The following is a 24,885-nucleotide window of genomic DNA, read 5'->3' on the forward strand; positions in this document are numbered from 1 at the left end:
AAACTGCGTCTTCTGTACTACCTCAACAGAGTAATCGATCCTTTTTCTTCAACGGTTTTCCCGTCACTGCCAATGCCTTTGGCCACCACATAGTAGGTTCCTTCTGCGACTTCATGACCGTCCCAGCCAGCAAGATCTTCAAAACTTCCGTTGTAGCTCCAAACTGGTTTTCCCCATCTGGAGAAAATTTGGATGTCCATTTGCTCAATGTCCTTTCCTGTCGGTTTCCATAGTTCGTTTTCTCCATCGCCGTTTGGCGTAAACACGTTGGGCAACTCCAATTCTAAGCACGATTTATTGAATACGCTTACCGTATCCCAAGTCACATCAAACTTAAAGTCCATTTGAGCGAGGTAGTAGGTGCTTGGGGTATCCCCAACCCAAAAGGTTCTTTCGGTGCTTATCGTATCTCCGAAGCTGTTCACCCACCAGTACATATATTCATCGTTGCGGTATGGAGAAGTCAACTCCACGGAATCCCCTTTACATACGGTTACATCTTCACCGGCATCGGCGACGTATACCGGGGCATTGCAAGGGTACAGGACGAAGTTGTCAATAAAATAACTAAAGCTGTAAAAAGTATTTTCGTGATATGCTAAAGGTGTGTTGAACCATCCAATCGTTAAGTGCCGCATAGTGTCTTGAATGACAACATTAGTTGATAAGTTTTCCCACTCTGACCGTGACAGGCTATCGAGTTCCGAAAAGGAATGCTGAGGCGTTATGTTTGGCCTGAACATTGAATCTAGAACAAAGTCTGTACTTGAAAAGTAAAGATCCAATCCGAAATTAAAATCTTCAGGTGAATTGTCAGTTAAGCTAATATCCAGTTTTAGAGTATAGCATTATCCAGGTATTAGGTCTATGAGCAAAGTGGGCTGAATAGTTTCAATATTCACGTAGTTGTCCGTTGATCCAAACCATCCTATCTCAGTTGCAACATGAGCATAATTGAAACCATATTTTGGTTCTTGGTATCCAAGAATTGTATATGGCGGCCTATAATCATCTGTCCATGAACATGGACTTATCAAGTCACTAGTCCATCCAAGATGGCGATGCGCTCTTTCCCAACCTAATGCATCATAGATCCTCCCTTGGCCATAAACATCCTCACACGAAACGCTATATTCTTCAAAAGAAGGGTTAACAATCAAGTTTTGAGCACAAATAGGTGTCGTCATTGTGACGACACCTATTACTATTCTAAATATTGATCTTTTAATGATCACTTGATTACAACTGAATGAACCTCGTTTTTGTCGTTGTACTGGAGGGTTAGTTGATATACTCCAGCGGGGATTTCATTTAGGTAAAACCCGTAGGCTTTTCCCGTGAATACCACGTCGTTTCTATAAACCCTACTTCCAAAGATATTCAAGATTTTTATGGATACTAGTTGATCTTCAGCATTGAATTACACCTCTTTATACTAGGCCGTACACTTTAAACATTGCTCCCGTTGACTTTATAGACTGAGATAACGTGCGTTAAACTTTAACTTTTCATTACCTCACGCCTTTCTTCAAAACCCTTACTTTAGCGGCATGTCGAACAAGATGGACAAATACACGAAACGGCGCCTGCGCTCCAGCTATGCGAGCGTAGTGGTGAGCATATCGCTGGTGTTGTTCATGATCGGCATGCTCGGCCTCTTGGTCTTGAATGCCAAGCGCATTTCCGATCACGTCAAAGAGAACTTTGTCTTCACCGTAATGCTGAAGCCCGATGCCAAGGAATTGGAAGTTCGGCAGTTTCAAAAATCGCTTGAACTCAAAGACTACGTTTTGGCCACAGAGTATGTCAGTGCGGAAGAAGCGGCGGATCTCTTGAAAGAGGACTTGGACGAAGATTTTGTGCAGTTCTTGGGATTCAATCCCCTCTCCAATTCTATTGACGTGTACTTCAAGGCGGATTATGCGACCTCAGAAACCCTGGGTGTTGTGGCCGATGAACTGGGCGATCATCCCCTGGTGCAGGAGGTAGCCTACGACAAGCCTTTGATTCAATTGATGAACGAAAACATTCGCAAGATCAGCATCGGAATTCTCTCAGTGAGTGCGCTGCTGACCTTGATTGCCGTGGCCTTGATCAACAGCAGTATTCGACTCAGTATTTATTCGCGCAGATTCCTCATTAAAACCATGCAACTGGTTGGGGCCACCAAGCGCTTTATTCGACGACCCTTCTTGTGGCGTGGAGTGCGCATGGGGGTCATCGGGGCCGTGATCGCCTTGGCATTGCTGGCCGGTATGCTGGTGGGTATTGAGCGAAACATACCAGACCTGGTCGTGGTGGACGACTATCAAATGCTCGGGACATTGGCCGGCGGGACCCTCCTGCTCGGCGTTTTCATCTCGTGGATTTGTACTTTCTTTGCAGTACGTAAGTACTTGCGCCTTAAAACGGACGAACTCTATTTCTGATGGAAGAAAGAAACAAGGACTTTATTTTCGAAAAGCGCAATTATCAATTGATGATTGTTGGATTGGTGGTTATGGCCATCGGATACCTACTCATGGTGGGCGGAGGATCGGAAGACCCAGAAGTTTTCAACCCTGAAATCTTCAGCGCGCGCCGCATCGTGGTTTCCCCTACGGTTATCATCATCGGATTTGCGATCGAGATCTACGCCATCATGTGGCGTCCGAAGTCTAAATCAACGTCTGAATGAATTGGTTCGAGGCATTAATCCTGGGTATTATCCAGGGTTTGACCGAATTTCTGCCCGTATCGAGCAGTGGTCACCTCGAACTCGCTAAAGCCCTTTTCGGGGAAGGTTCCGTCCCCGAAGAAAGCCTCCTTTTTACCGTTTTGGTACACGGCGCCACGGCGCTGGCTACCCTACTCGTTTTCCGAAAAGACGTCAACGAAATTCTGAAGGGTCTGATGACCTTTCAATGGAATGACGAGGCAAAATTTGTCACCTTCATTTTGGTCTCCATGGTTCCTGCGGCCGCCGTCGGACTGCTTCTTGAAGATCAAATCGAAGCGCTTTTCGGCGGACAAATCACACTCGTTGGAGCCATGCTCATCGTTACAGGAGGTCTGCTCTTCTTGGCCGATCGTGCCAAGAACACGGACAAACCCGTAGGCGCCATGAACGCCTTCATTATTGGTGTGGCACAGGCCATCGCTATTCTTCCTGGAATCTCTCGATCTGGAGCAACCATCTCCGCAGCGGTCCTTCAAGGGATTGACCGAGAAAAGGCGGCTCGTTTTTCCTTTTTAATGGTGGTGCCCCTTATCCTCGGCAAAATGCTGCTCGACCTCAAGGATCTGGCCACCGGAGAAATGACCATTAGCCAGGGCGCTAGCCTACCCATGACCATCGGCTTCCTCGCTGCATTCTTTAGCGGAGTCGTGGCCTGCCGCTGGATGATCGCCTTAGTCAAACGCGCCCAATTGCGCTACTTCTCTTTTTATTGCTTTGCCGTAGGCGCCATTGCCATCGCCGTTAGCTTACTCTAATGTCCGCAGATCAAGACCTCAATGAATATCAGCTAGGCCGCGTCCTACTGATCGATAAGCCCTTGGAATGGACCTCTTTTCAAGTGGTCAATAAAATCCGCTGGGTCATTCGCAAGCACTACGGACTTCGAAAAATCAAGGTTGGTCATGCAGGTACTCTAGACCCATTAGCAACGGGGCTCCTCATCCTGTGCACGGGCCGGAAAACGAAAGAAATTGAGCAGTTCCAAGCCGAAGAAAAAGAGTACACCGGCACCTTCCTTCTCGGCGCAACCACTCCGAGCTACGACCTAGAAACCGAGGTCGACCGTGAATTTCCCACGGAGCACATCACTCCAGAAAAAGTAGAGTTGGTCCGCCAACAATTTCTAGGGGAAATCTTGCAGCGGCCGCCCGTATTCTCTGCGGTTCACATTGACGGCAAGCGCGCTTACGATTTAGCGCGCAAGGGCCTACGGCCCGATGTTCCCCCGAGGCAAATCTCCATCCACAGCCTAGATCTGAACCTGGAAGCCTTCCCTGAAGTCTCTTTCGTGGTTCGATGCAGCAAAGGAACCTATATCCGAAGTTTAGCGCACGACATAGGTCAGGCCCTCAACTCCGGAGCACACCTCACCTCACTGCGACGCACGGGAAGCGGTGATTTTCGCGTCGAAGACGCCATGACTATAGGCGGATTTATTGAACAGCTAGAAGCTTAGACTCGGTACCGCGAATTCCATTCGGCATCATTGAAGTTCTTTTCCATGGCCAAGGTGAAGAAAGAAGCCATAGCACTGAAGGCAATCAGCAACCAGAAAAACAAGATTCCTCGGATGGGCCAACTCGCCATATCCGGATCTGTGACCATTACGCGATGCGGCACTAGCATTGAAATCGTAAATGCGAGCGCAAATACGAATTTGACCATGTTGCCAAAGGTCTGAAGTGGCCAGCTCAAAATGCGGCGCATGGCATTGAGTTCCCCACCCCATTTGTGGACCAAGTAATAGTGGTTTTGACCTACTGGAACCAACAAAAGCGGATCCTTGTCGCGTTCCTTAAGATTGAAGAGTTCTGCCGGGGCAACGATTTTGTATCCGTCTAGCTCAACGCTGTGGTCTTTCTGCAATTCTTTAACCTTCGAAATGGCTTCACTCGGAATCTCTCCTTTGAAGTACTTAGCATCCAAGAAGCGCAAGCGATACTGCACGCAGATCTTCTTGATGTCCACAATGGAGTAAATGCGATCCGCCTGAAGTTCCTCCATGTTCAAGACAGGAGCTCCTTCACCGGCTGAGCCCAGAATATTCTCTAGTATCTGTTCGTCCAGTCGATCATCTCTTTCCAATAAGGCCTTGAAGGCAGACAACGTATCGTCTTGGTTTTGCTTCAGTCGCTTCGCGCGCTCTTTATACAGAGCACTTTCTAGGTTTACTCCTTCAAACATTTCGAATGCTTTGCGTTAGGATATGATAACTGCTCAGAAAGATAATTAGTTTTCAAATTGAATTGAAATTCCTTTTCGCCTTATTTTCTGGTGTTTTTCAGCGGATTACTTGACAACCCCCCTCGCCGGAATGTATATTTGCGCTCATTTTTTACCAACTCTTTAAAGCCCGTAAGCTATGAAGATGAAGCTTTCGCACTTCAATTTTGACCTTCCTGAGAAACTGCTCGCAGAACGCCCTGCGGAAAATCGCGATGAGAGTCGACTCATGGTCGTCCACCGTGATTCTGGCAAATTCGAGCACAAATTGTTCCGGGACGTGATCGACTACTTTGACGATCGCGATGTCATGATCCTCAACAACACCAAGGTATTCCCTGCTCGCATGTACGGGAATAAGGAAAAAACCGGTGCACGTATTGAGGTCTTCTTGCTGCGTGAGTTGAACCAAGAAAGCCGCTTGTGGGACGTATTGGTTGATCCAGCACGTAAAATTCGCATCGGAAACAAGCTCTACTTTGGAGAAGATGATAGCTTGGTGGCAGAAGTCATCGACAACACCACTTCCCGAGGCCGCACGCTTCGCTTCTTGTTTGATGGCAGCTACGATGAGTTTCGCAGCAAGCTTTATGAGTTGGGTCAAACACCTCTTCCCAAATACATCAATCGCGAACCGGATGAATTGGATGCGGATCGCTACCAAACCATTTACGCGAAGGAAGAAGGTGCCGTTGCGGCGCCTACAGCCGGGCTTCACTTCAGCAAGCAATTGTTGAAGCGTCTAGAGATCAAAGGAATTCGATTCCCAGAATTGACCTTGCACGTAGGTTTAGGAACCTTCCGCCCGGTGGAAGTAGAAGACCTCAGCAAACACAAGATGGATTCTGAGCAAATCAGTGTCCCTCAGGATTGTGTGGATATCGTCAACCAAGGAATTGATGAAAAGCGTCGCATTTGCGCGGTTGGTACCACCGTTATGCGCGCCGTGGAGAGTTCTGTGAGCACCGACGGGCACCTGAACACTTTTGCGGGCTGGACCAACAAATTCATCTTCCCTCCATACGATTTCACCATTGCGAACAGCATGATCACGAACTTCCACACACCGAAGTCAACGCTGATGATGATGACCGCTGCCTTTGCCGGATTTGACCTGCTTAAAGAGGCGTATGCGGAAGCCGTAAAAGAAGAATACCGCTTCTACACGTACGGTGACGCTATGCTTATCCTCTAATGAAGAGATACGCCGTTATTGTCGCCGGAGGATCGGGAACCCGAATGGGCTCGGAGATCCCAAAGCAATTCATTCCCCTCCGAGGGCGTCCACTATTGATGCACACCTTGGAGACCTTCTACGACTACGACCCTTCCATGGAAATCATCTTGGTTCTGCCAAAGGATCAGTTTGACTACTGGAACCAGCTCTGCCGAGAATACGGTTGGGATTTACCCTTCACTTTGACCGCTGGGGGCGAAACGCGCTTTCATTCGGTAAAGAATGGTCTTGACCAAATTGAGGAAGATGGGGTTGTGGGCATTCACGATGGCGTCCGTCCTTTCGTAAGCCGAGAAACCTTGGATCGCTGTTATTCAACCGCCGCAAAGAGCAATTCAGCAATTCCTGTAGTTCCCGTTACGGACTCCTTGCGAAAGATTGATGAAGGGGGAAATAAAGCGGTTCGCCGTTCGGACTTCCGTTCGGTACAGACACCCCAGTGCTTTTGGTACAACGTGCTGGCGCCCTGCTACGATGTAGGTTATCGCGAAGACTTTACGGACGATGCCAGTGTTTTTGAAGCTGCGGGCTTTAAGGTCAACCTAGTCGACGGAAATCCGGAAAACATCAAGATTACGACGCCGAAGGATCTTAAGCTGGCCGAGTATTTATTGGGGTAACCTTTTGAACCGATGCAGCACTGAAGCTCCCGTCGGTTTCGAGGTGAATCAAGCCCGGACGTGCTCCTTCTTCGAGCCTTCCAAGGTGCTTTAGTTCCAAAGCTTCAGCTCCGTTCAAGGTGGCCCATTGAAGAAGCTCTTCGAAAGGCAGATCGGAAACGCGCTCGTCGATGAAGCTCAATTCATTCCAGAAGTTCAAATCCCAATTGCTGCTCAGTGAATCCGTACCCACGCAGATGCGCAGCCCCATCTCACGCCAAAGGGCGTAGTTCGGTAGGCGGCGTTCAATGTACCAATTGGCTCGGGCACAGGTCACCCAGAAAAAGCGGCTGGAATGTTGAAGCGAGCGCTCCAAATCCGCTTGCTCGGTCATGGTGTTGTGGACCAAGAGCATGTTCTGGCATCGCGGTAAAAGGGGCACCACATATTGATTACTGTTGGCTCGGTGCGGTCTGAAGGTATCTGACCTTCCCCGAACCTGAGACAAGAAATCCGCCATGGGTCCGGAAGCCGATTCAAAGAGTTCATTTTCTCCAGGGGTCTCCTGATGGTGAAGGGTCATGGGGGTGCCATCGCAGTACTCTCCGTGATTCATGAGCTGAAACAGCTTATCGCTCACGGTATACGGCGCATGAGGATTAATGCTTACGTGCGCGGTTCGGTGCAGGCCTTCAAATACTCCCTCATACTTGGCCCTTAAGGCCACGCCTCGTTCGTAGGTCTGGTGGGCCCGCTCCGGATTCCAGTCAAAGAGCTCTATAAAGGTGTGGTACTCGATGGAGCTCATCGCTTTTTGACTAAAGGTGTCCGCGACATTGCTGATGTCTCCTACAGCGACTACACCGGAGTCGATCATTTCTTGTTCTGCAGACCTCCGCGCCTCTTCTTTTTCTTTTTCGGGAACTTCCCGTAAAGTGTAAACGTGGTTCAGGAAATCTGGGAGCCCCGTTCCCTCCGGGATTCGCCCTTTAAGGTGACTGAGTTCCAAGTGACAATGCGCATTCACAAAGCCCGGCGAAAGGACACCCTTGAGACGTGTCGGGGCGATGTGCGCATCGGGCCGTGAGGCCCCCTTCGGAAAAACTCCGGCAATTCGGCCGCTTGATTCTACCGCCACTACAGCTTCTGGAAGAGGCTTGCCCTTTCCCGTGAAGACCCAATCGGCGGTATAGAATTTCATGCTTCAAAGCTACGAAACCACGAATACCCTACCTTTGCCCCATGTCAAAAAAACGAGACATCCGAGCGCTGAGCAGAGCAGATTTGCGCGGCTATTTTGTGGAGATGGGCGACAAGGCCTTTCGCGGGGACCAGGTCTATGAATGGCTCTGGAACAAAAGCGCGAAGGGTTTCTCCGACATGACCAACCTATCCAAGGGTTTGCGTGAACACCTGGAGGCCCACTTCAGCATTAACCACATCCATGTGGACAAGATGCAGCGCAGCTCCGATGGGACCATCAAGAATGCCATCAAGCTGCACGACGGTCTCGTGGTCGAAAGTGTTCTCATTCCCACCGACACGCGAATCACAGCCTGCATTAGTTCGCAAGTGGGGTGTAGTTTGGACTGTCAGTTTTGCGCTACGGCGCGATTAAAGCGGATGCGCAATTTGAACCCGGACGAGATTTACGATCAGGTCGTGGCCATCAAAGAACAGGCGGAGCTCTACTTTGATCGGCCCCTGACCAATATCGTCTTGATGGGTATGGGTGAGCCGCTCATGAACTACAAAAACGTGATGGCGGCCATCGACAAAATTACTTCTCCCGAGGGACTGGGTATGGCCTCGAAGAGGATTACCCTCAGTACGGTCGGAGTGGCCAAGGGTATTCGTCGATTGGCCGATGATGACGTCAAGTTCAATTTGGCCTTGAGTCTGCATTCGGGCCGAGAAGTCGTTCGAAAAGACATCATGCCCTTTACCGAGCACAACCCGCTCGATCAACTGAAGGATGCTTTGAAGTACTTCCACGGGAAGACCGGAAAAAAGGTGACTTACGAATACGTCGTCTGGGAAGGAATCAACGACCAGGACGAAGACATCGACGCGCTGTTGGAGTTTTGCCGTTTGGTCCCGTCCAAGGTGAACCTCATCCAATACAACCCCATTGGCGACACTCGATTTGTTCCCGTCGCCGGACCTCAATTGGAGCACTACATTGAGCGCTTGCGTGCGGAAGGAGTCGTGGTGAATGTTCGCATCAGTCGCGGGCAAGATATCGACGCTGCTTGCGGCCAGTTGGCGAACAAGGAAAGCGCCTAAACGGTTGTCCTTTTTGCCGTACATTTGGCTGCGCGCATGGGCCAACTCGACCACATAAAGCAACCGATTGCAAGCGAGATGGCGGAATTCGAAAAGAAGTTCCGCGCCTCGATGGCCAGTCGTGTCCCCCTACTTGATCGCATCACGCATTACATCGTTAAACGCAAGGGCAAACAGATGCGTCCCATGTTTGTCTTCTTGAGCGCTCAACTCAATGGGGAACTGGACGAAAGTACGCATCGCGCCGCAGCGCTCATTGAGCTGCTGCATACAGCGACCCTCGTTCATGACGATGTAGTAGACGATGCCAATATGCGTCGCGGTTTCTTCTCCCTCAATGCCCTTTGGAAGAATAAGATTGCTGTACTCGTGGGTGATTACTTGCTTTCACGCGGGCTTCTGCTTTCTGTCGAGAACAAGGACTACCACCTGCTGGAAATCGTGAGCAATGCCGTTCGCGAAATGAGTGAAGGGGAGCTCCTTCAGATCGAGAAAGCCCGTCGTTTGGACATCAAAGAAGACATTTACTTCGACATCATTGAGCAAAAAACGGCAACGCTGATTGCCGCTTGTTGTGCGGCTGGGGCCGCAAGCGTCAACAGAGATGAGGCAGTGATTGAACGCATGCGGGAGTTTGGATTGAAGGTGGGCATTGCCTTTCAAATCAAGGATGATTTATTTGACTACGCAGCCGTCGGAAAGATTGGCAAGCCTGTTGGAATCGACATCAAGGAACAAAAGATGACTTTGCCTTTGATCTACGCCCTGGAACATGCGGAGCGCAAGGACAAAAGGCGAATCATTAATACGGTGAAGAACCACAACTTGGAGCCCGATCGGGTCAAGGAAGTCATCGATTATGTGAACGCCAGTGGCGGAATTGAGTACGCGCAAAAGAAAATGTTGGAGTATCGAGATGGAGCGCTTGCCCTCCTCGATGAGTACCCAGAGAGCGACGCAAAAAACAGCTTGCGCGACTTGGTGAATTACGTGATCGACCGCGACCAATAAGCCCTCTCAAATCTTTATATTCGAGGGATGATCCCAAAGGAGACTGTTGACCGAATTTTTGAAGCTGCCCGAATCGAGGAGGTGATTGGCGAATTCGTACAATTGAAGCGGTCCGGGTCCAACCTAAAGGGATTGAGTCCTTTCTCCAACGAGAAGACACCGAGCTTTGTGGTCAGTCCCGCCAAGCAGATCTATAAGGACTTTTCCAGTGGGAAAGGTGGCAGTGTTGTGAACTTCCTGATGGAGCACGAGCACTTCACGTACCCCGAAGCCTTGCGCTACCTCGCAGACAAGTACGGGATCGAAATCGAGGAAAAAGAACAAACGCCCGAAGAGCTCAAAGCTGCCAATGAGCGGGAGAGCTTGTTTATCGTCAGCAAGTTCGCCGCAGAGTGGTTTCACGACCAACTCAAGACCGATGAAGGGCGCGCCATTGCTTATGGCTACTTACGCGAACGAGGCTTTAGCGATCAGACCATTGAAGACTTTCAGCTGGGCTACAACCCCGATCAGTGGACGGCCTTGACGGACAGCGCCATTGAAGCAGGGTATCAATTAGAGTATTTGGACAAAGCCGGACTGACCATTGTCCGGGATGAAGGGGCAAAGAAATTTGACCGATTCAAAGGGCGCGTCATGTTCCCCATTCACAACTTGAGTGGACGGGTCATTGCCTTTGGAGGTCGCACCTTGAAAAGCGACAAGAGCGTTGCGAAATACGTCAACTCCCCGGAGACGAGCATCTATTCTAAGAGTAAGGTGCTCTATGGTATATACCAGGCCAAGCAGACCATTGTCAAAGAAGACGTTTGCTATTTGGTTGAAGGGTATACCGACGTCATCAGTCTTTATCAGGCCGGGATTAAGAATGTCGTTGCGAGTTCGGGTACTGCCCTGACTCCCGATCAAATTCGGTTGATTCGGAGGTATACGCCAAATGTGGTCATCCTATATGACGGAGATCCCGCGGGGATCCGGGCATCGTTCCGCGGAATTGACTTGATCTTGTCGGAAGGCATGAATGTGAAGGTGGTGCTCTTCCCAGACGGAGAGGATCCAGACAGCTTTGCCAAGAGCCGATCTAATGAAGAAGTCACGGCCTATTTGGATGCCGAAGCCAAAGACTTCCTGCAGTTCAAGAGCCAGCTCTTGCTCGAAGAGGCCAAAGGTGATCCAGTTCGACGAGCAGCCCTCATTCGGGAAATCCTGACCAGCGTGAGTAAGATTCCCGATCGCATTACACGTGATGTGTACGTTCGGGAGACGGCCCGGATGTTTGAGATGGGCGAAGACGTCTTGTACAACGAGCTAGCCCAGCAGCGTCGAAAGGATCAGAACAATCAACGCAAACGCGAACAGCGCAGCTCGGAACGGGAGGTTGAGGATCCGATGAGCGTGGTCCATCGGCCCGTTAAGGGCCCAAGTAAACCTACCCTGCCCGAAGATTTTGAGCAGGAAAAAGGAATCATTGCCCTGCTCCTGAATCACGGGAGTCATGGGATGGAAATAGAAAATCCGGAATGGGACGAAGAAGTGCACGCTGAAGAAGATCGGACCGAGCAGATTTCACTGGCCGAATTGGTCGTGGAAGATATTTTGGGCGATGGATTGTCCTTTCGCGATGAGCGTTTTGCTAAAGTTTTCAACAGCATTGTGGAAGGGATCGATGAAGGCGAAGTACGTGACGGTCAGTTCTTTGTACGAAGTGAGGACCAGGAACTTTCGGCCTTGGCCAGTGAGCTTCTGAGTGAGCCCTACGAGTTGAGCGATTGGAGTAAGCGACAAATTTTTGTGGCGACGCGCGAGTCGAAGATTGAAGAGGACATGCGCCAGAAAGTCCTACGATTCAAGGAAAGGAAGGTGCTGCTGCTTCGGAAAGAAGTTACCGAAGAGCTCAAAAAGGAACTCGACGACGCTACACGGCAAGCACATCTGCAACGTCTTTTAAAACTGAATCAAGTGGCCGAGCACCTGAGCAAGCCGCTGGGGCGCATTCTATAGTGTCCTTTTTACACTAAGCTTCTGTTTATCAACAGACTCCGACCCGTGTTAACAACTTGGGTTTTTATTCGAAGGTAAAATCAACTTAACTTACTCGTAAAGTATAGAGCGTGAGCTCTCCTTACTTTTGACTCAAACTAAACCTAGTTTCAAAATGCACAACAAACTAAAATGGAGTTTCTTGGCCATTTTCTGCCTCGCGTTTTCGTGGGGAGCCATGGCACAAGGAACGATCACAGGAACAGTCGTCGACGCGGAGACAGGCGAAGCGATTGTCGGAGCAAACATCGTAGTAAAAGGAGCATCTTTAGGGACGTCGTCAAGTTTTGACGGCTCTTTTTCTTTTAGGGCACCTGCAGGCGATCATGAATTGCACATTTCCTTCATCGGTTACACCGAAATGACGGAAAACGTAACTGTTCGAGACGGGCAAACTGCCGACCTCGGAGAGCTGTCTTTAGCTTCAAGCTCAATTGGCTTGAACCAGGTCAACCTCATCGCGGATGTCGCGGTAGATCGTGAAACGCCAGTAGCTGTTTCTACGATCGATGCTGCGGAGATTCAGACTAAGTTGGGTAACCAAGAATTCCCGGAGGCCATGAAAAACACACCTTCCATCTATGCGACGAAAGGAGCTGGTGGATTCGGTGACTCGCGAATTACCGTTCGTGGATTCTCGCAAGAGAATGTGGCCTTGTTGATCAATGGTATTCCCGTGAACGGAATGGAAGACAACCGAGTATACTGGTCGAACTGGGCTGGTTTGGGTGATGTAACCCGTACCATTCAAGTACAGCGTGGACTCGGAGCTTCAAAATTGGCGATCACTTCTGTAGGTGGTACCATCAACATCATCACCAAAACAACTGACCAAGAGAAAGGTGGAAGCATCGGAACCATGATTGGAAACGACAACTTCCAGAAAACTCAATTGACCTTATCTACCGGCCGCTTGGACAATGGCTGGGCGGTGACCTTCAGCGGTTCACGCACAACGGGTGATGGATACATCAACAACGGATACATCGATGCTTGGAGCTACTTCCTTTCTGTAGCGAAAGAAATCAACCAAGACCACCAATTGGTCTTCACTGTGTTCGGAGCACCTCAGAAGCACGGTCAGCGTAGCTTCCAGCACCGCTACAGCGATTTCCAGAAGTACGGAATCCGCTACAACGATGACTGGGGTTATAAAGGCAACCAAGCTTACGGTTGGAGAGACAACTTCTACCACAAGCCTCAAGCGGCTTTAAACTGGTATTGGAACATCAACGAAAAGACCTTCCTTTCGACTTCTGTTTACGGATCTTCAGGCCGCGGTGGTGGTACCGGAGATATTGGAAGTCGTCGCGAATTCCAATTGCCACGTGACTACAATGGAGAGGTAAACTTCGACGACATCGTCGCTTGGAACTCTGGTCAGAACGCACTTGGTGGTGATACACTCCAAGCCTTGAACTATGCCACGGCTGCAGGAGATAGCGGAACGGCTTTCATCGCGAACAAAGAAACCGGTGGAACTATTAAGCGTGCTTCAATGAACGAGCACCAGTGGTTCGGCGCCTTGTCTACATTGACTTGGGACATCACCGACAATTTGCGTTTGAACACAGGAGTTGACCTTCGCTGGTACTATGGAGATCACTACCGCAAGACCGTTGATCTTTTGGGTGCTGAATGGTGGTTTGACCAAGACAGTCGTCAAATCTCAGCTGCACAACTCGACTGGGTTGACTTCAACGGCGATGGTGTGCGCGACGACAATGAGCTCGGAAACTTGGTTCGTCCAGGAAACGACGCTTTGAACTTCTTCGGAACGGAGGATACGGAAAACCGTATCGATTACTCCAACCAAGAGCAAATCAACTGGGCGGGAGTCTTTGGAGAGTTTGAATACTCTAAAGATCGTTTGAGCGCCTTCTTGAGCTTGAGCTTGTCGAACATCTCTTATGAGCGTTACGACGAATTCAACAGTGGGCCAACTACGAGTGAGAAGTTGAACTACCTCGGATACAATATAAAGGCAGGAGCGAACTTCAATATTGACGAAAACAACAATGTCTTCGTAAATGCTGGACAATTGTCTCGTGCTCCTTACTTCGACATCGTCTTCCCACGCTTCAACAACGTAGACATCAACAAAGAAGCTGAGAACGAAACCACTACGGCTTTCGAGATTGGCTATGGCTACCGAAACAATTGGTTCTCTGTAAACGTGAACGGGTACTACACGCTATGGCAAAACAAAGCCGAGTCATTCTCTGAGACTGATGATGACGGAAACCTTCGCTTTGCAAACGTACTTGGAGTAGATGCCCTTCACCAAGGAATTGAAGTTGATGCCCGCATCCGTCCGGTGAGCAACTTGGAATTGATGGTCATGGGATCCTTCGGAGACTGGAAATGGCAAGGAACTGCGAGCGGTGTTATTCAGGATGACGACCAAAACGTCATTGGTGAAGAGACCTTCTACGTAGATGGTTTGAACGTTGGAGACGCTGCACAAACGACTGGAATGTTGGGCGCAAGCTACCGCTTCCCATTCGGCATCACGATCGACGCGAGCTGGTCTGTATACGATCGTATTTATGCGAGCTTCCAGCCTAGCGACCGTACTTCTGAAGCGGATCAAGGTATCCAGCCATTCGAACTTCCATCTTACCAATTGGTGGACGCAGGTTTGACTTGGAAATTCGACCTCTTCGGATACGATGCTGTTCTTCGCGGAAACGTCAACAACTTGTTTGACGAAATCTTCGTGATGGAAGCTCAGGATCGTGGAGACGATACGCAAACAGATCAAGAGCGTTTGGAAAGCTCACGTGTATGGTACGGTTTCGGTCGTACTTGGAACGTAGGATTGAACGTTCGATTCTAATCGCGATCAGCGCTATGAAGAAAAGGGAGCCCACTTCGGTCGGCTCCCTTTTTTTATCTTCCCTATATGAAAAGACTCTTACTCCTCTTTCTCCTCCCCTTTTCTCTTCACGCCCAAGAAGAAGCTGCGCTCACTAAAATTGCTTTGGGAAGCTGTTCCAAGCAAGACATGCCGGAGATGCAGATGTGGGATGAAATCAATGCCGAGAACGCCGATTTATGGGTTTGGCTCGGCGACATCATTTACGCGGACTCCGATCATCTCGACACGATTAAAGACAAATACGCACGCCAGAAGGCCCATCCGGGATACCAAGATCTCATCTCGAAGACCCCGGTCATTGGCGTTTGGGACGATCACGACTACGGTGTCAACGATGGAGACCGTACCTATCCGCGCAAGGACGCTTCTAAGAAACTGATGTTCGACTTTCTGGACTATCCCGAAGATCACCCCGATCACCTGCACGACGGAGCCTACCAAAGCTATACCTATGGCCCCAAGGGCCAACAGGTCCGCATCATCCTGCTGGACACGCGTTATTTTCGAGATCCTCTGGGACGTGCCAATGCGGATGCAGGACAGCGCTACTACAAGGATCCAGAAGGTGAACTGCTTGGAGAAGAACAATGGAAGTGGCTCGAAGGAGAGCTCAAGAATTCACCCGCGCAAGTGAATATTGTCGTCTCCAGTATTCAAATCATCTCGTCTCGGCACCCGTATGAGAAATGGAGCAACTTCCCGCTCGAACGGGAACGGTTCTTCAAATTGCTTTCCGAAACCCAACCCGAAGGTCTTGTGCTCATCAGCGGTGACCGTCACATCGGGGAGGTTTCGATGATTTTGTTGGAAGAAGAATACGAAGTCTACGAAATGACCACGAGTGGACTCACCAATACGTGGACCGATGAATACGACGAGGAAAATCCATATCGGCTTGAAAGAGCCATCAGTCGTAACTACGGTCTCGTTGAAATTGACTGGTCCGAAGAATTGCCGCGGGTATCAGTTCACGTCAAGGGACCGGGAGGTGAATCACTGATTCGGACCGAAGTCAAGTAAGGTCTAGGTCTTTCACCAAGAGCTGCAAGGTCGTATGACCCATCCAGTGATTTTCATTGAGCTCAAAAACGGCATGAAAGCTGTGTCCATTCTCCAATGACGGCACCCATTCACTCATGCCAAAGCCAATGGCTTCCATGCTTTTTGTAGCGCCTTCACCCGTGAGGGTCATTTTCAAATGATCACGCTGCTTTCCTATGGCCATGACATAAGGACTTCGCGTCCGCAATTCACGAGCACAAAAAACCGGAACGGGATTCTCTGGACCAAAGGGTTCAAAGCGACGCAGCAGACGATAAAACTTAGGCGAAAGCTCATCAATATCCACCTCGAGATCAATTTCAATTTCCCGCTGGCGTTGATGCTCGGTGATCCGTTCCCCCACAACTTCTTCAAAGGCCGCTTTAAATCCCTCAAGCTGCTCTTCTCGAAGCGTCATGCCCGCCGCATACATATGGCCTCCGAATTGCTCTAAGTGCTCCGAACAGGCCTCGAGGGCTGCATAAACATCAAAGTTGTGAACTGACCGAGCGGAGCCCGCCAGCACTCCATTGGATTTGGTCAAGACAACTGTGGGCCGATAGAACTTCTCAATCAATCGGGAGGCCACAATCCCCACAACACCTTTATGCCACTCGGGTTGATAAACGACCGTACTGTAGGCGTCCTCTGAGATTTCGTTTTCGATCTGCGCCAAGGCTTCGAGGGTAGTCGATTCATCCGTCCGCCGACGTTCCTCATTTGCTGTTTCCAAGCCGTGCGCTTTTTGCAGGGCCAATTGGCCATCCTTCTCGATCAATAACTCCACCGCCAAACGACCGTGCTCCATACGACCGGCCGCATTGATTTTGGGTGCAATCTTAAACATGACATCGGTGCTCGAAAGCCTATTGGCCACCTTAGAAAGCCGGACAAATGCCTGCAGCCCGGGACTGGGCTCAGTATTCAAGCGTTCCAGGCCAAAATAACTCAGGATGCGGTTCTCGCCCGTGACAGGCACCATGTCCGCTGCAATGGCCACCGCGACCAAATCGAGGAAACGAACCAAAGCCTGTTCGTCCAGTCCTTTTTTGCGGGAAAGCCCTTGCATCAGTTTGAATCCTACACCAGCACCACAGAGCTCCTTAAAGGGGTAATCGCAATCCGAACGTTTAGGGTCTAGGACGGCATAAGCCGGCGGCAACTGAGCACCCGGACGGTGATGATCGGCAACAATGACATCGACCCCACGCTCTTGAACCCAGGTGATTTCCTCAATGGCCTTAACGCCGCAATCCAGTGCAATAATTAGGTCAAAATCGTTGTCCACCGCATACTCCATTCCTGTGCGAGAAAGGCCATAGCCCTCAGCGTATCGGTCCGGGATGTAGAAATCCAAATGCTCCGTGTAGGGTTCCAAAAAGGTATAGACCAGTGCAACGGCAGTAGTCCCGTCCACATCGTAGTCCCCGTAGACCAGGATGCGCTCTTCTTGTTCGAGTGCGGTGTGCAATCGATCCGCGGCCTTTTCGAGATCCGCCATGGTGAATGGATCGTGAAGATCTTCCAATCTAGGTTTGAAAAAAGATTCTGCCTCCTGGTAACTGGTGATCCCACGCTGTGCCATCAACTGGGCAATGGTTCCCGGAACTCCGAGCTCTGAGCGCAACTGCTCCACCACGCTCCCCTTGGGTGTGGGCTTCATCCGCCACCGCGCTTTCCTCATGCGGTCGGATCTTCTTCGACCCGGTGGGTCATATCTGTTTGGGTACGTACCGAGTGCTTGTGGATCAGCTTAAAGAGCTCTTCGACCAACTCGCGATAAAGACTTTGTTCCTCACCCCAATCCGATCGCGTTTCCAAGATTTCGAACCAGCGGTCCAATTGGAATACAGCGACGTTTCGATCCTTCTTGAATGCTCCAATCTCCTCTACAACGCGGATCCGTCGAGCCAATACCTCGATCAATTCGCTGTCAATTTCATCAATGCGCTCTCGTAGCGTTTTCAGCTTGCTCAAGAAAAGGGCATCCTCAGAAGAGGTATCGCGAAGCACAAGTCCGCTCATAATTTCCCCGAGTCTGCGCGGCGTCACTTGCTGCTGCGCATCGCTCAAAGCCACCGAAGGGTTCCAATGCGATTCGATCATCAACCCATCCATATTCAAATCGAGCGCCGTTTGACTCACTTCAGAAATGAGTCCAGGTGTTCCGGCAATGTGGCTCGGGTCGCAAAGAATGGGTAAATCGGGAGCCAATCGACGCATTTCGATGGCCAACTCCCATTTGGGTTCATTCCGATACGGCTTGCTGTCGTAGGCAAAAAAGCCTCGATGAATGGCCGCCATATCCGTAATTCCGGCGCGGTTCACTCGTTCAAGAGCGCCAATCCACAGTCCGATATCCGGGTGCAGGGGATTCTTCACCCACACTTTGCGATCAGTCCCTTTCAAGGCGTTGGCAATTTCCTGTACGTAAAAGGGATTCACCGTGGTGCGCGCACCCAGCCACAAGTATTCAATATCATGCTTGAGGGCCCATTCCACATGCTCGGCATTCGCCACTTCTGTTGCAAGTGGCAATCCGAATTCTTGGCGGGCTTCGTCCAACCAGCGCAAAGCAGGCGTTCCAATGCCTTCAAAGGATCCCGGACGCGTGCGCGGCTTCCAAACACCGGCACGAATGACATCCACACGAGCGTGCTTCACCAATTCGGCTATGGTTTGATGGACCTGTTCTTCGCTTTCCGCACTGCACGGACCGGCCACCAAAAATGGACGTTCCTTACCTCGGGCTACCGAAGGCTCCACATGAAGTTCCGTAGGGCTCATAGACAATACAAAAGTACGGGTTTTTAGCGCTTCCCTTCGACCACCAAAACGAGTTCGCCCTTTGCTTTGTTCGCCTCAAATTCGGCGTGCAACTCCCCGAGGGTGCCGCGGTGGTAGGTTTCGTACAGCTTGCTGATTTCCCGGACAAGAGTGGCCCTACGGGCCGATCCAAACACATCGCTCAAATCACCCAAGGTCTTGACAATCTTGTGCGGTGACTCATAGAACACCATGGTCCGCGGCTCTTCCGCCAATTCCTTCAGTCGCGTTTGTCGTCCTTTCTTCACCGGCAAAAAACCCTCAAAGGTGAAGCGATCATTGGGTAGGCCTGCGGCCACTACGGCAGGAATCATGGCCGTGGCACCCGGCAAGCACTCGACTTCCACCCCAGCTTCCGTCGCTGCACGAGCCAAGAGAAAGCCCGGGTCCGAAATTCCCGGCGTTCCCGCATCGGTGATGAGCGCATAGGTCACTTCTCCGGACAATTCGCGGACCAGCGATTCGCTGATCTTGTGTTCGTTGTGCATGTGGTACGCGCGCATGGGCGTATCAATAGCGTAGTGCTTCAGTAATTTCCCAGAAGTCCGGGTATCCTCTGCTAGAATCAGATCGGCTTGCTTCAATACCTCCAGAGCTCGGAGCGTAATGTCTCCGAGGTTACCAATCGGAGTGGGCACCAGCACCAGCCTTCCCATCTCAGCTAAAGTGACGTTCGATCAATTCCATGAATCGAGTTTCAAACTCCTCTTGCTCGGACCAATTGTAATCCGGCTTGACGACGTGTTCCACGAAGTTGCGCGCTTCCACGAAGGTGCTCATGGTGTTCAATTGGGAAATGACCCGGTTGAAATCGTCCTGATTGCGATCAAAGAGCTTGTTGACAAAGGCCCATCGATCATTGAAGTCAATTAAAATCTTTGAGGGTTGCGGGCCCTTCTTGTCTCCCGAAGTCACCGCCGGGATGGCCGTTTCTACTTGGGCGACCTGCTCGGGTTCTGGTGTTTCCGCTTTTACCTCAACTGCCTTAGGCACCTCAGGTGCAGGAGTTGCGGATTTCGGAGATGAAGGCAGGGGATCCGATGCCATCAATCGGTCCGCGGGCGGAGCCGGGGGAATGGCCGACTTTGGATTCTGCTCTTCCGCATAGCGCAATTCCACCAATCCCTCGTACACGTCACGGGCCAAATGAACCAATTCACTAGCCTCGGCAGAGTCCCAATTCGTACGCAGTTGTTCCAATCGCGCCGCAAGGCGCTCCTTTGCTTTCATCGATGTCCGTTTATTCTCGTTAAAGGTATATTTTTACGCTATATTTCCCTGACGATGTTTCTGGAAAACACCATAAATCACACCAAGCAGAGTGGCTGGATCGAGGTCATCACGGGCTGCATGTTTAGCGGCAAGACCGAAGAGCTCATCCGACGATTGAAGCGAGCGAAATTCGCCAAGCAACAGGTGGAGATTTTTAAGCCAACGGTTGATGATCGATACGATCAGACCGCTGTGGTGTCCCATGATCAAAACGCCATTCAGAGCACGCCCGTACCTGCGGCGGCCAATATTTTGATTCTCGCTCAGAACGTCGACGTGGTAGGGATTGACGAAGCGCAATTCTTTGATGACGAAATTGTCAATGTCTGTAATCAACTGGCGAACGAAGGAAAACGTGTCATTGTCGCGGGCTTGGACTTGGATTACAAAGGGGTGCCCTTCGGGCCGATGCCCTTTCTCATGGCCCACGCCGAGTACGTCACCAAGGTACACGCCATCTGCGCGGAGACCGGTAACCTTGCTCATTATTCACATCGCATTACCGCCGAAGAAGACCTCATCGTGCTTGGAGAGAGCAATGAATATGAGCCTCTTTCGCGATCGGCCTTTCAAGAAGCCCAGAAAAAGACCGAGTCGTGAAGTATTCGGTCCAACAAGTGGCCGAATTCACGCATGGAGAACTCCATGCTTCCGATGATCATGATCGGGTCATTCAACGCGTCTATTTCGATTCTCGAAGAATCAACAAACCCCTAAATGCCCTCTTTGTAGCGCTCAAGACGGAACAAAACGACGGGCATAAGTACCTCTCGGATGCCTATGATCACGGGGTCCGGAGCTTTTTGGTATCCAGTTTGCCCACTGAGGAACTTGAGGGCGCCGCCTTTATCCTTGTTGAAAACACTCTAGATGCCCTCCAAAATTTGGCCACAGAACATCGCCGAAGCTTTGAGGGGCCCTTGATTGCCATCACCGGTAGCAACGGAAAAACCATCGTCAAGGAATGGGCCGCTACCTTGCTCACCGGACACGGAAAGGTGCACAAAACGCCCTCGAGCTACAACTCCCAGATTGGTGTTGCCTTGAGTCTTTTGGGCCTGCGGCCCGATCACCAGGTCGGTGTGTTCGAAGCCGGGATCAGCCAGCCCGGAGAAATGGCCGCCTTGCGCGAAATGCTCGAGCCCACCATTGGCCTCATCACCAATATTGGCCAGGCACACGCGGAGAACTTCCCCAACCAGCAAGAGAAGCTCAAAGAAAAGCTGAGCCTATTTGACGGCTGTCCAGTGCTCATATACGAAGCTGATAATCCCTTGATTGTTCAAGGCATTCAGGACTATCCTTGGGAAGTCAGACCCCGACTCTTGGGCTGGAGCCGAACCGAAAGCGACTTTCTAGTCTGGACGGATGAGCTGGCCGAGTTAGTCCCTTATAAGGATGCCGCGCGGCAAGAAGACGCCGCCCACGCTACGGCCATCGCCACCGCCTTGGGCCTTCACTTAGACAAACTGAAAGCGGAATTGAGCAAACTTCCGGAGGTGGAGATGAGGGTTCAGCTGACCCGAGGCCGAAACAGCAGTACGCTGATCAACGACTTTTACAACTCGGATTGGGAATCGATTGAGAATGCCTTGAGCTTTTTGAGCGAACAAAAGCAGAATCCCAAGAAGAGTATTGTTTTGACAGACCTTGTGGAAAACAGTCACGACGAAGGGCTCTATCGTCGCTTAGCACAACGTCTGAAGGACTTTAATCCGCATCAACTCATTGTCGTAGGGCCCCAATGGAAACAGTTCATGGATGAATTGCCCGAGGATGCTCATTGGTTCGATTCCACTGGAAGCCTCCTTGCAGAACTCAACACTTTTGACTTCCAAAATGTCGCCCTCTTGCTCAAGGGAGCACGCCCCTATGCTCTGGAACGCGTAGCGCGGAGACTCTCATTCCGTGAGCACCCTACTGTCTTGGAAATTCGGACCCATCTGCTCACCCACAACTTGCGGTATTTCAGGCAGCGAATCGACAAGGGAACCCAGCTCATGGCCATGGTCAAAGCCTTCAGCTATGGTACGGGAACCTTCGAAATCGCCAATATTTTGCGCTACCATCAAGTAGACTATTTGGCTGTCGCCTATCCCGACGAAGGGGTTCATTTGCGTCGCCAAGGAATTGACCTTCCGATTCTGGTTTTAAATTCGGAGCAGCGCAATTTTGAGGTCATCGTTGAGCACGAACTTGAGCCGGAAATCTATTCCCTTGGTCATTTGCAGCGCTTTGTCCTTCAAGCCGAAATGCTCGGCGTAAAAAGCTATCCCATTCAACTGAAAATTGAAACGGGAATGAATCGTTTAGGATTGGCCGAAGAAGACCTCGAAGATGCCATTCGCATCATTCAAGACTCCACTTCTATACAAGTTAAGGCCGCCTTTACTCATCTGGCAGCGGCAGATGATCCGAAAGAACGTGCATTTAGCTTGGAGCAAATTGCCCGATTTGAACGGTGTACGCAAGCCCTTGAAGATGGCTTGGGCTATTCCTTCTTGAAACATGTCCTCAATTCATCCGGTATCTCCAATTTCCCGCAAGCCCAGTTCGACCTTGTTCGTTTGGGTATCGGGCTCTACGGAGTATCCAATGACCCTTCGGAGCAGCAGCACTTGCGCCTCGTGGGGCGATGGGTGAGTGAAGTAGCACAAATCAAGCATGTGAAAGCCGGGGAAACAGTGGGCTATGGACGTGCCTTTAAAGCGGAGAAGGATACGCGAATAGCAACCATATCCTTGGGGTATGCCGATGGACTTTCCCGACGCTTGGGAGAAGGGGTTGGCCAACTGTACTGGAAAGATCAAGGCTTCCCGATCGCGGGACGCGTGTGCATGGACATGTGTATGCTGGACATTGGTGATGCCCCTATTCAAGAAGGTGATGAAATTGTGGTATTTGAACGGCCCGAGCAGCTCTTGGACCTGGCCCGAGCGTTGGGCACCATTCCGTACGAAGTCTTGACTTCTATCTCGACGCGTGTTCGTCGGGTGTACCTTCAGGAATAGCCTTCCATCCCAGACCAAAATAAGTGGCGAAAGAGAGCCAAAACGCATAGAAAAACAAGCCGGTCTCTCGAAGCAGCATATGCTCGGTCATCATCGAACCCATCAAGGCCACGACGAGGACCACAAGCACCCAGTTTTTTTCCCGAACCGCGTGAATTCCTATGAAAATGAAAATCCCCAGAAAAAGTAGAACGCCAATCCAGCCGTAATCAATACCGATCTGAAGGTATTGGTTATGGGTGTTGAAATGGCTGTCATAGACCTCTAGGGCATTGTCCAAGCGCTTAGGAACCGGCGCTTGAGAAGGCGTCACAGGTCCTAGGTCCCAAATTTTCATTTGCCTCAAGCGCACGTCCGAGGCCATGTATTTGCTCGACAGGAACTCCACCTTAGGCTTTCCTGCGACGAAATAGGCATCGCGTTCTAAACCCGCTCCAGCTGCTTTTTCCCTTGCCCAGGTCACGGCTTTTTTATTGTGCCAGACGGCCACCCCTCCACGAGTGCGGTCGAAGGCCTCGAAGTAGATGCGGTACAAATGTCCGGGAGTGCATTCGGTGTAGGCCAGACCCACAAAGCCCGAACTATCGTTTTTAAAGCGGGCTTCTTCGCCTTTCCAATCTACTGTAGAAGTGGGTGTCGCCCGAAAGGAAACGGGAACGGTGTTTGAAGCATCGAGATAGACGGGTGGCGTTTCGGGCCAGGGATAAAAATCGCGTAAGAAGGCCTCCCGAAACTGAAGGTCAGATTGCACCACTGCTGCGGGAGGTATCGTGTCGGCTGCCTCTTGCAATTGCTGTATGGCCTTTCCACTCAAAAGACGTTCGGCTTCATGGGTTCCCCATCCAAGAAGTGGGCGTTCAGACCAAAGCTCAGCAGCAGTGGTCCACAAGTACCAGCGGCTATTGATGCGCTCATGACTCGAAGCCCCAAGTGTAGAGCTAAGCTCTTCACCCAGCCCTAAAACACGCTTCCGGGTCATCGGTGGTGCCAAGAGTGCCGCGGTAAAACCAAGAACGAAGAGCACCAAAAGAATTCGACTCTGACGAGGGCTCTTGAGCGGGCTTTGAAGGATAAGCCAAAGGGGAAAGAGAAGAACCAAAAGGGCAATTTGGGTACGGGAGGCCAATAAGAAAAGGCTTGCGGTGAGAAAGAAGATCGCAAACTTTTTCATCGTGCCGTAGGCACTACTTCTGGTGAATATCCCCAAGGCAAACAATGCATAAAGTGCGGTGTAGGCCGCTTGCTGTTCCAGGAAGAAGGAGAGTCGGCTGTAAAAGAGGTAGTTGAGTGGTGAGACGGCATCGCCCGTGTCTTTGAATTGGAGGTAGTTGACGCATCCAAATCCTAAACTCAAAAGGAGGCTGAGCACCACGGACCAGGCGAAGATGTCAAAAATCTGGTCAATGCGGCGCTGCGATAGTCGAGGGCCGAGGGCCACGCTCAAGGGAGCAAAGAAGAGGGGAGTCATTCGTCCAAATTCATCCCATGCGGATGAGGGGTGGTCCGAAAGGAATGCGCCCAGGGCAATCAAGAAGACTAGACCCATTTGACCCGCAAAAAGTACGCGAGCACTTTTGAGCTTGGGTAAAGACCAGGGATACTGAAGGAGCCAAGCTGCCCAAAAAACGATAAGGCCCCATGTTGGTGGAACCCATCGTTGAAATGGCATCGTGGCCGCAAAAAAAACAAGGCTATAGAAATACAGCCTTGTCTTTAATTCTTTATCCCATCGCATAGCG

At 50.6% G+C, this 24,885-nt stretch carries 21 protein-coding genes; 13 read left to right on the forward strand and 8 right to left on the reverse strand.

The genetic code is table 11. The features are described from left to right. Positions 1-17: 17 nt before the first annotated feature. Positions 18-638, reverse strand: coding sequence for a gliding motility-associated C-terminal domain-containing protein (locus tag HZ996_01770; GenBank protein ID QTN37916.1), 621 nt, complete (start codon positions 636-638; stop codon positions 18-20). Between the two features lie 912 nt (positions 639-1,550). Here HZ996_01770 and HZ996_01775 point away from each other — a divergent pair. From HZ996_01775 to truB, 4 genes are read left to right on the forward strand one after another with little or no spacing between them, the layout of a single operon-like run. Next, complete coding sequence (locus tag HZ996_01775; protein ID QTN37917.1) at positions 1,551-2,429, forward strand: ABC transporter permease; 879 nt, start codon at positions 1,551-1,553, stop codon at positions 2,427-2,429. Next, positions 2,429-2,677, forward strand: coding sequence for a DUF3098 domain-containing protein (locus HZ996_01780; protein QTN37918.1), 249 nt, complete (start codon positions 2,429-2,431; stop codon positions 2,675-2,677). The genes HZ996_01775 and HZ996_01780 overlap by 1 nt, the downstream gene beginning before the upstream one ends. Next, on the forward strand, positions 2,674-3,474 hold the full coding sequence (locus HZ996_01785) for an undecaprenyl-diphosphate phosphatase (protein ID QTN37919.1): 801 nt from the start codon (positions 2,674-2,676) through the stop codon (positions 3,472-3,474). The genes HZ996_01780 and HZ996_01785 overlap by 4 nt, the downstream gene beginning before the upstream one ends. After that, positions 3,474-4,175, forward strand: a complete 702-nt coding sequence (truB, locus tag HZ996_01790; protein ID QTN37920.1) for a tRNA pseudouridine(55) synthase TruB — start codon at positions 3,474-3,476, stop codon at positions 4,173-4,175. The genes HZ996_01785 and truB overlap by 1 nt, the downstream gene beginning before the upstream one ends. Here the strand turns inward: truB and HZ996_01795 are convergent. Then, positions 4,172-4,903 carry a hypothetical protein gene (locus HZ996_01795; protein ID QTN37921.1) on the reverse strand — a complete coding sequence of 244 codons (732 nt, stop codon included), beginning with the start codon at positions 4,901-4,903 and terminating at the stop codon, positions 4,172-4,174. The genes truB and HZ996_01795 overlap by 4 nt on opposite strands. Before the next feature lie 184 nt (positions 4,904-5,087). Between HZ996_01795 and queA the strand changes: the two genes are divergently transcribed. Then, complete coding sequence (queA, locus tag HZ996_01800; GenBank protein QTN37922.1) at positions 5,088-6,137, forward strand: tRNA preQ1(34) S-adenosylmethionine ribosyltransferase-isomerase QueA; 1,050 nt, start codon at positions 5,088-5,090, stop codon at positions 6,135-6,137. Continuing rightward, complete coding sequence (locus tag HZ996_01805) at positions 6,137-6,799, forward strand: 2-C-methyl-D-erythritol 4-phosphate cytidylyltransferase (GenBank protein ID QTN37923.1); 663 nt, start codon at positions 6,137-6,139, stop codon at positions 6,797-6,799. The genes queA and HZ996_01805 overlap by 1 nt, the downstream gene beginning before the upstream one ends. On the opposite strand, the gene HZ996_01810 is transcribed toward HZ996_01805, so the two are convergent. Continuing rightward, on the reverse strand, positions 6,771-7,979 hold the full coding sequence (locus HZ996_01810) for an amidohydrolase family protein (GenBank protein QTN37924.1): 1,209 nt from the start codon (positions 7,977-7,979) through the stop codon (positions 6,771-6,773). The genes HZ996_01805 and HZ996_01810 overlap by 29 nt on opposite strands. Before the next feature lie 41 nt (positions 7,980-8,020). On the opposite strand from HZ996_01810, the gene rlmN reads away from it, so the two are divergent. From rlmN to HZ996_01835, 5 genes are all read left to right on the forward strand, one after another. Next, positions 8,021-9,064: a 23S rRNA (adenine(2503)-C(2))-methyltransferase RlmN gene (rlmN, locus tag HZ996_01815; protein ID QTN37925.1), complete on the forward strand. Its 1,044-nt coding sequence runs from the start codon at positions 8,021-8,023 to the stop codon at positions 9,062-9,064. A gap of 36 nt (positions 9,065-9,100) precedes the next feature. Continuing rightward, positions 9,101-10,075: a polyprenyl synthetase family protein gene (locus tag HZ996_01820; GenBank protein QTN37926.1), complete on the forward strand. Its 975-nt coding sequence runs from the start codon at positions 9,101-9,103 to the stop codon at positions 10,073-10,075. 27 nt (positions 10,076-10,102) lie between these two features. Then, positions 10,103-12,076, forward strand: a complete 1,974-nt coding sequence (locus tag HZ996_01825; GenBank protein QTN37927.1) for a DNA primase — start codon at positions 10,103-10,105, stop codon at positions 12,074-12,076. Between the two features lie 154 nt (positions 12,077-12,230). Then, entirely contained in the window at positions 12,231-14,954 is a 2,724-nt protein-coding gene (locus HZ996_01830) for a TonB-dependent receptor (protein ID QTN37928.1), read from the forward strand. Between the two features lie 66 nt (positions 14,955-15,020). After that, complete coding sequence (locus HZ996_01835; protein ID QTN37929.1) at positions 15,021-16,016, forward strand: alkaline phosphatase family protein; 996 nt, start codon at positions 15,021-15,023, stop codon at positions 16,014-16,016. On the opposite strand, the gene recJ is transcribed toward HZ996_01835, so the two are convergent. The 4 genes from recJ to HZ996_01855 are packed head-to-tail and all read right to left on the reverse strand — an operon-like array spanning position 16,009 to position 20,093. Beyond that, positions 16,009-17,721: a single-stranded-DNA-specific exonuclease RecJ gene (recJ, locus tag HZ996_01840; GenBank protein QTN37930.1), complete on the reverse strand. Its 1,713-nt coding sequence runs from the start codon at positions 17,719-17,721 to the stop codon at positions 16,009-16,011. The two genes, HZ996_01835 and recJ, sit on opposite strands and share 8 nt — an antisense overlap. Then, the gene (locus tag HZ996_01845; GenBank protein ID QTN37931.1) at positions 17,718-18,824 is read right to left on the reverse strand and encodes a bifunctional 3-deoxy-7-phosphoheptulonate synthase/chorismate mutase type II; all 1,107 of its coding nucleotides are present in this window, start codon (positions 18,822-18,824) and stop codon (positions 17,718-17,720) included. The genes recJ and HZ996_01845 overlap by 4 nt, the downstream gene beginning before the upstream one ends. Before the next feature lie 23 nt (positions 18,825-18,847). After that, the gene (gene rsmI, locus HZ996_01850) at positions 18,848-19,519 is read right to left on the reverse strand and encodes a 16S rRNA (cytidine(1402)-2'-O)-methyltransferase (GenBank protein QTN37932.1); all 672 of its coding nucleotides are present in this window, start codon (positions 19,517-19,519) and stop codon (positions 18,848-18,850) included. A gap of 1 nt (position 19,520) precedes the next feature. Next, complete coding sequence (locus HZ996_01855; GenBank protein QTN37933.1) at positions 19,521-20,093, reverse strand: hypothetical protein; 573 nt, start codon at positions 20,091-20,093, stop codon at positions 19,521-19,523. 54 nt (positions 20,094-20,147) lie between these two features. On the opposite strand from HZ996_01855, the gene HZ996_01860 reads away from it, so the two are divergent. Continuing rightward, entirely contained in the window at positions 20,148-20,735 is a 588-nt protein-coding gene (locus HZ996_01860) for a thymidine kinase (GenBank protein ID QTN37934.1), read from the forward strand. Then, complete coding sequence (locus HZ996_01865; protein QTN37935.1) at positions 20,732-23,146, forward strand: bifunctional UDP-N-acetylmuramoyl-tripeptide:D-alanyl-D-alanine ligase/alanine racemase; 2,415 nt, start codon at positions 20,732-20,734, stop codon at positions 23,144-23,146. The genes HZ996_01860 and HZ996_01865 overlap by 4 nt, the downstream gene beginning before the upstream one ends. Here the strand turns inward: HZ996_01865 and HZ996_01870 are convergent. Then, positions 23,106-24,881, reverse strand: coding sequence for an O-antigen ligase family protein (locus HZ996_01870; GenBank protein QTN37936.1), 1,776 nt, complete (start codon positions 24,879-24,881; stop codon positions 23,106-23,108). The genes HZ996_01865 and HZ996_01870 overlap by 41 nt on opposite strands. Positions 24,882-24,885 lie beyond the last annotated feature (4 nt).

This window comes from Cryomorphaceae bacterium, from assembly GCA_017798125.1.
GTDB lineage: Bacteria > Bacteroidota > Bacteroidia > Flavobacteriales > ECT2AJA-044 > ECT2AJA-044.

What these genes read in the sequence shown, in the direction of transcription:
- HZ996_01770 (QTN37916.1), bottom strand. Translation starts at nt 638, where the DNA reads ATGCGGCACTTAACGATTGGATGGTTCAACACACCTTTAGCATATCAC.
- HZ996_01775 (QTN37917.1), top strand. Translation starts at nt 1,551, where the DNA reads ATGTCGAACAAGATGGACAAATACACGAAACGGCGCCTGCGCTCCAGC.
- HZ996_01780 (QTN37918.1), top strand. Translation starts at nt 2,429, where the DNA reads ATGGAAGAAAGAAACAAGGACTTTATTTTCGAAAAGCGCAATTATCAA.
- HZ996_01785 (QTN37919.1), top strand. Translation starts at nt 2,674, where the DNA reads ATGAATTGGTTCGAGGCATTAATCCTGGGTATTATCCAGGGTTTGACC.
- truB (QTN37920.1), top strand. Translation starts at nt 3,474, where the DNA reads ATGTCCGCAGATCAAGACCTCAATGAATATCAGCTAGGCCGCGTCCTA.
- HZ996_01795 (QTN37921.1), bottom strand. Translation starts at nt 4,903, where the DNA reads ATGTTTGAAGGAGTAAACCTAGAAAGTGCTCTGTATAAAGAGCGCGCG.
- queA (QTN37922.1), top strand. Translation starts at nt 5,088, where the DNA reads ATGAAGCTTTCGCACTTCAATTTTGACCTTCCTGAGAAACTGCTCGCA.
- HZ996_01805 (QTN37923.1), top strand. Translation starts at nt 6,137, where the DNA reads ATGAAGAGATACGCCGTTATTGTCGCCGGAGGATCGGGAACCCGAATG.
- HZ996_01810 (QTN37924.1), bottom strand. Translation starts at nt 7,979, where the DNA reads ATGAAATTCTATACCGCCGATTGGGTCTTCACGGGAAAGGGCAAGCCT.
- rlmN (QTN37925.1), top strand. Translation starts at nt 8,021, where the DNA reads ATGTCAAAAAAACGAGACATCCGAGCGCTGAGCAGAGCAGATTTGCGC.
- HZ996_01820 (QTN37926.1), top strand. Translation starts at nt 9,101, where the DNA reads ATGGGCCAACTCGACCACATAAAGCAACCGATTGCAAGCGAGATGGCG.
- HZ996_01825 (QTN37927.1), top strand. Translation starts at nt 10,103, where the DNA reads ATGATCCCAAAGGAGACTGTTGACCGAATTTTTGAAGCTGCCCGAATC.
- HZ996_01830 (QTN37928.1), top strand. Translation starts at nt 12,231, where the DNA reads ATGCACAACAAACTAAAATGGAGTTTCTTGGCCATTTTCTGCCTCGCG.
- HZ996_01835 (QTN37929.1), top strand. Translation starts at nt 15,021, where the DNA reads ATGAAAAGACTCTTACTCCTCTTTCTCCTCCCCTTTTCTCTTCACGCC.
- recJ (QTN37930.1), bottom strand. Translation starts at nt 17,721, where the DNA reads ATGAGGAAAGCGCGGTGGCGGATGAAGCCCACACCCAAGGGGAGCGTG.
- HZ996_01845 (QTN37931.1), bottom strand. Translation starts at nt 18,824, where the DNA reads ATGAGCCCTACGGAACTTCATGTGGAGCCTTCGGTAGCCCGAGGTAAG.
- rsmI (QTN37932.1), bottom strand. Translation starts at nt 19,519, where the DNA reads ATGGGAAGGCTGGTGCTGGTGCCCACTCCGATTGGTAACCTCGGAGAC.
- HZ996_01855 (QTN37933.1), bottom strand. Translation starts at nt 20,093, where the DNA reads ATGAAAGCAAAGGAGCGCCTTGCGGCGCGATTGGAACAACTGCGTACG.
- HZ996_01860 (QTN37934.1), top strand. Translation starts at nt 20,148, where the DNA reads ATGTTTCTGGAAAACACCATAAATCACACCAAGCAGAGTGGCTGGATC.
- HZ996_01870 (QTN37936.1), bottom strand. Translation starts at nt 24,881, where the DNA reads ATGCGATGGGATAAAGAATTAAAGACAAGGCTGTATTTCTATAGCCTT.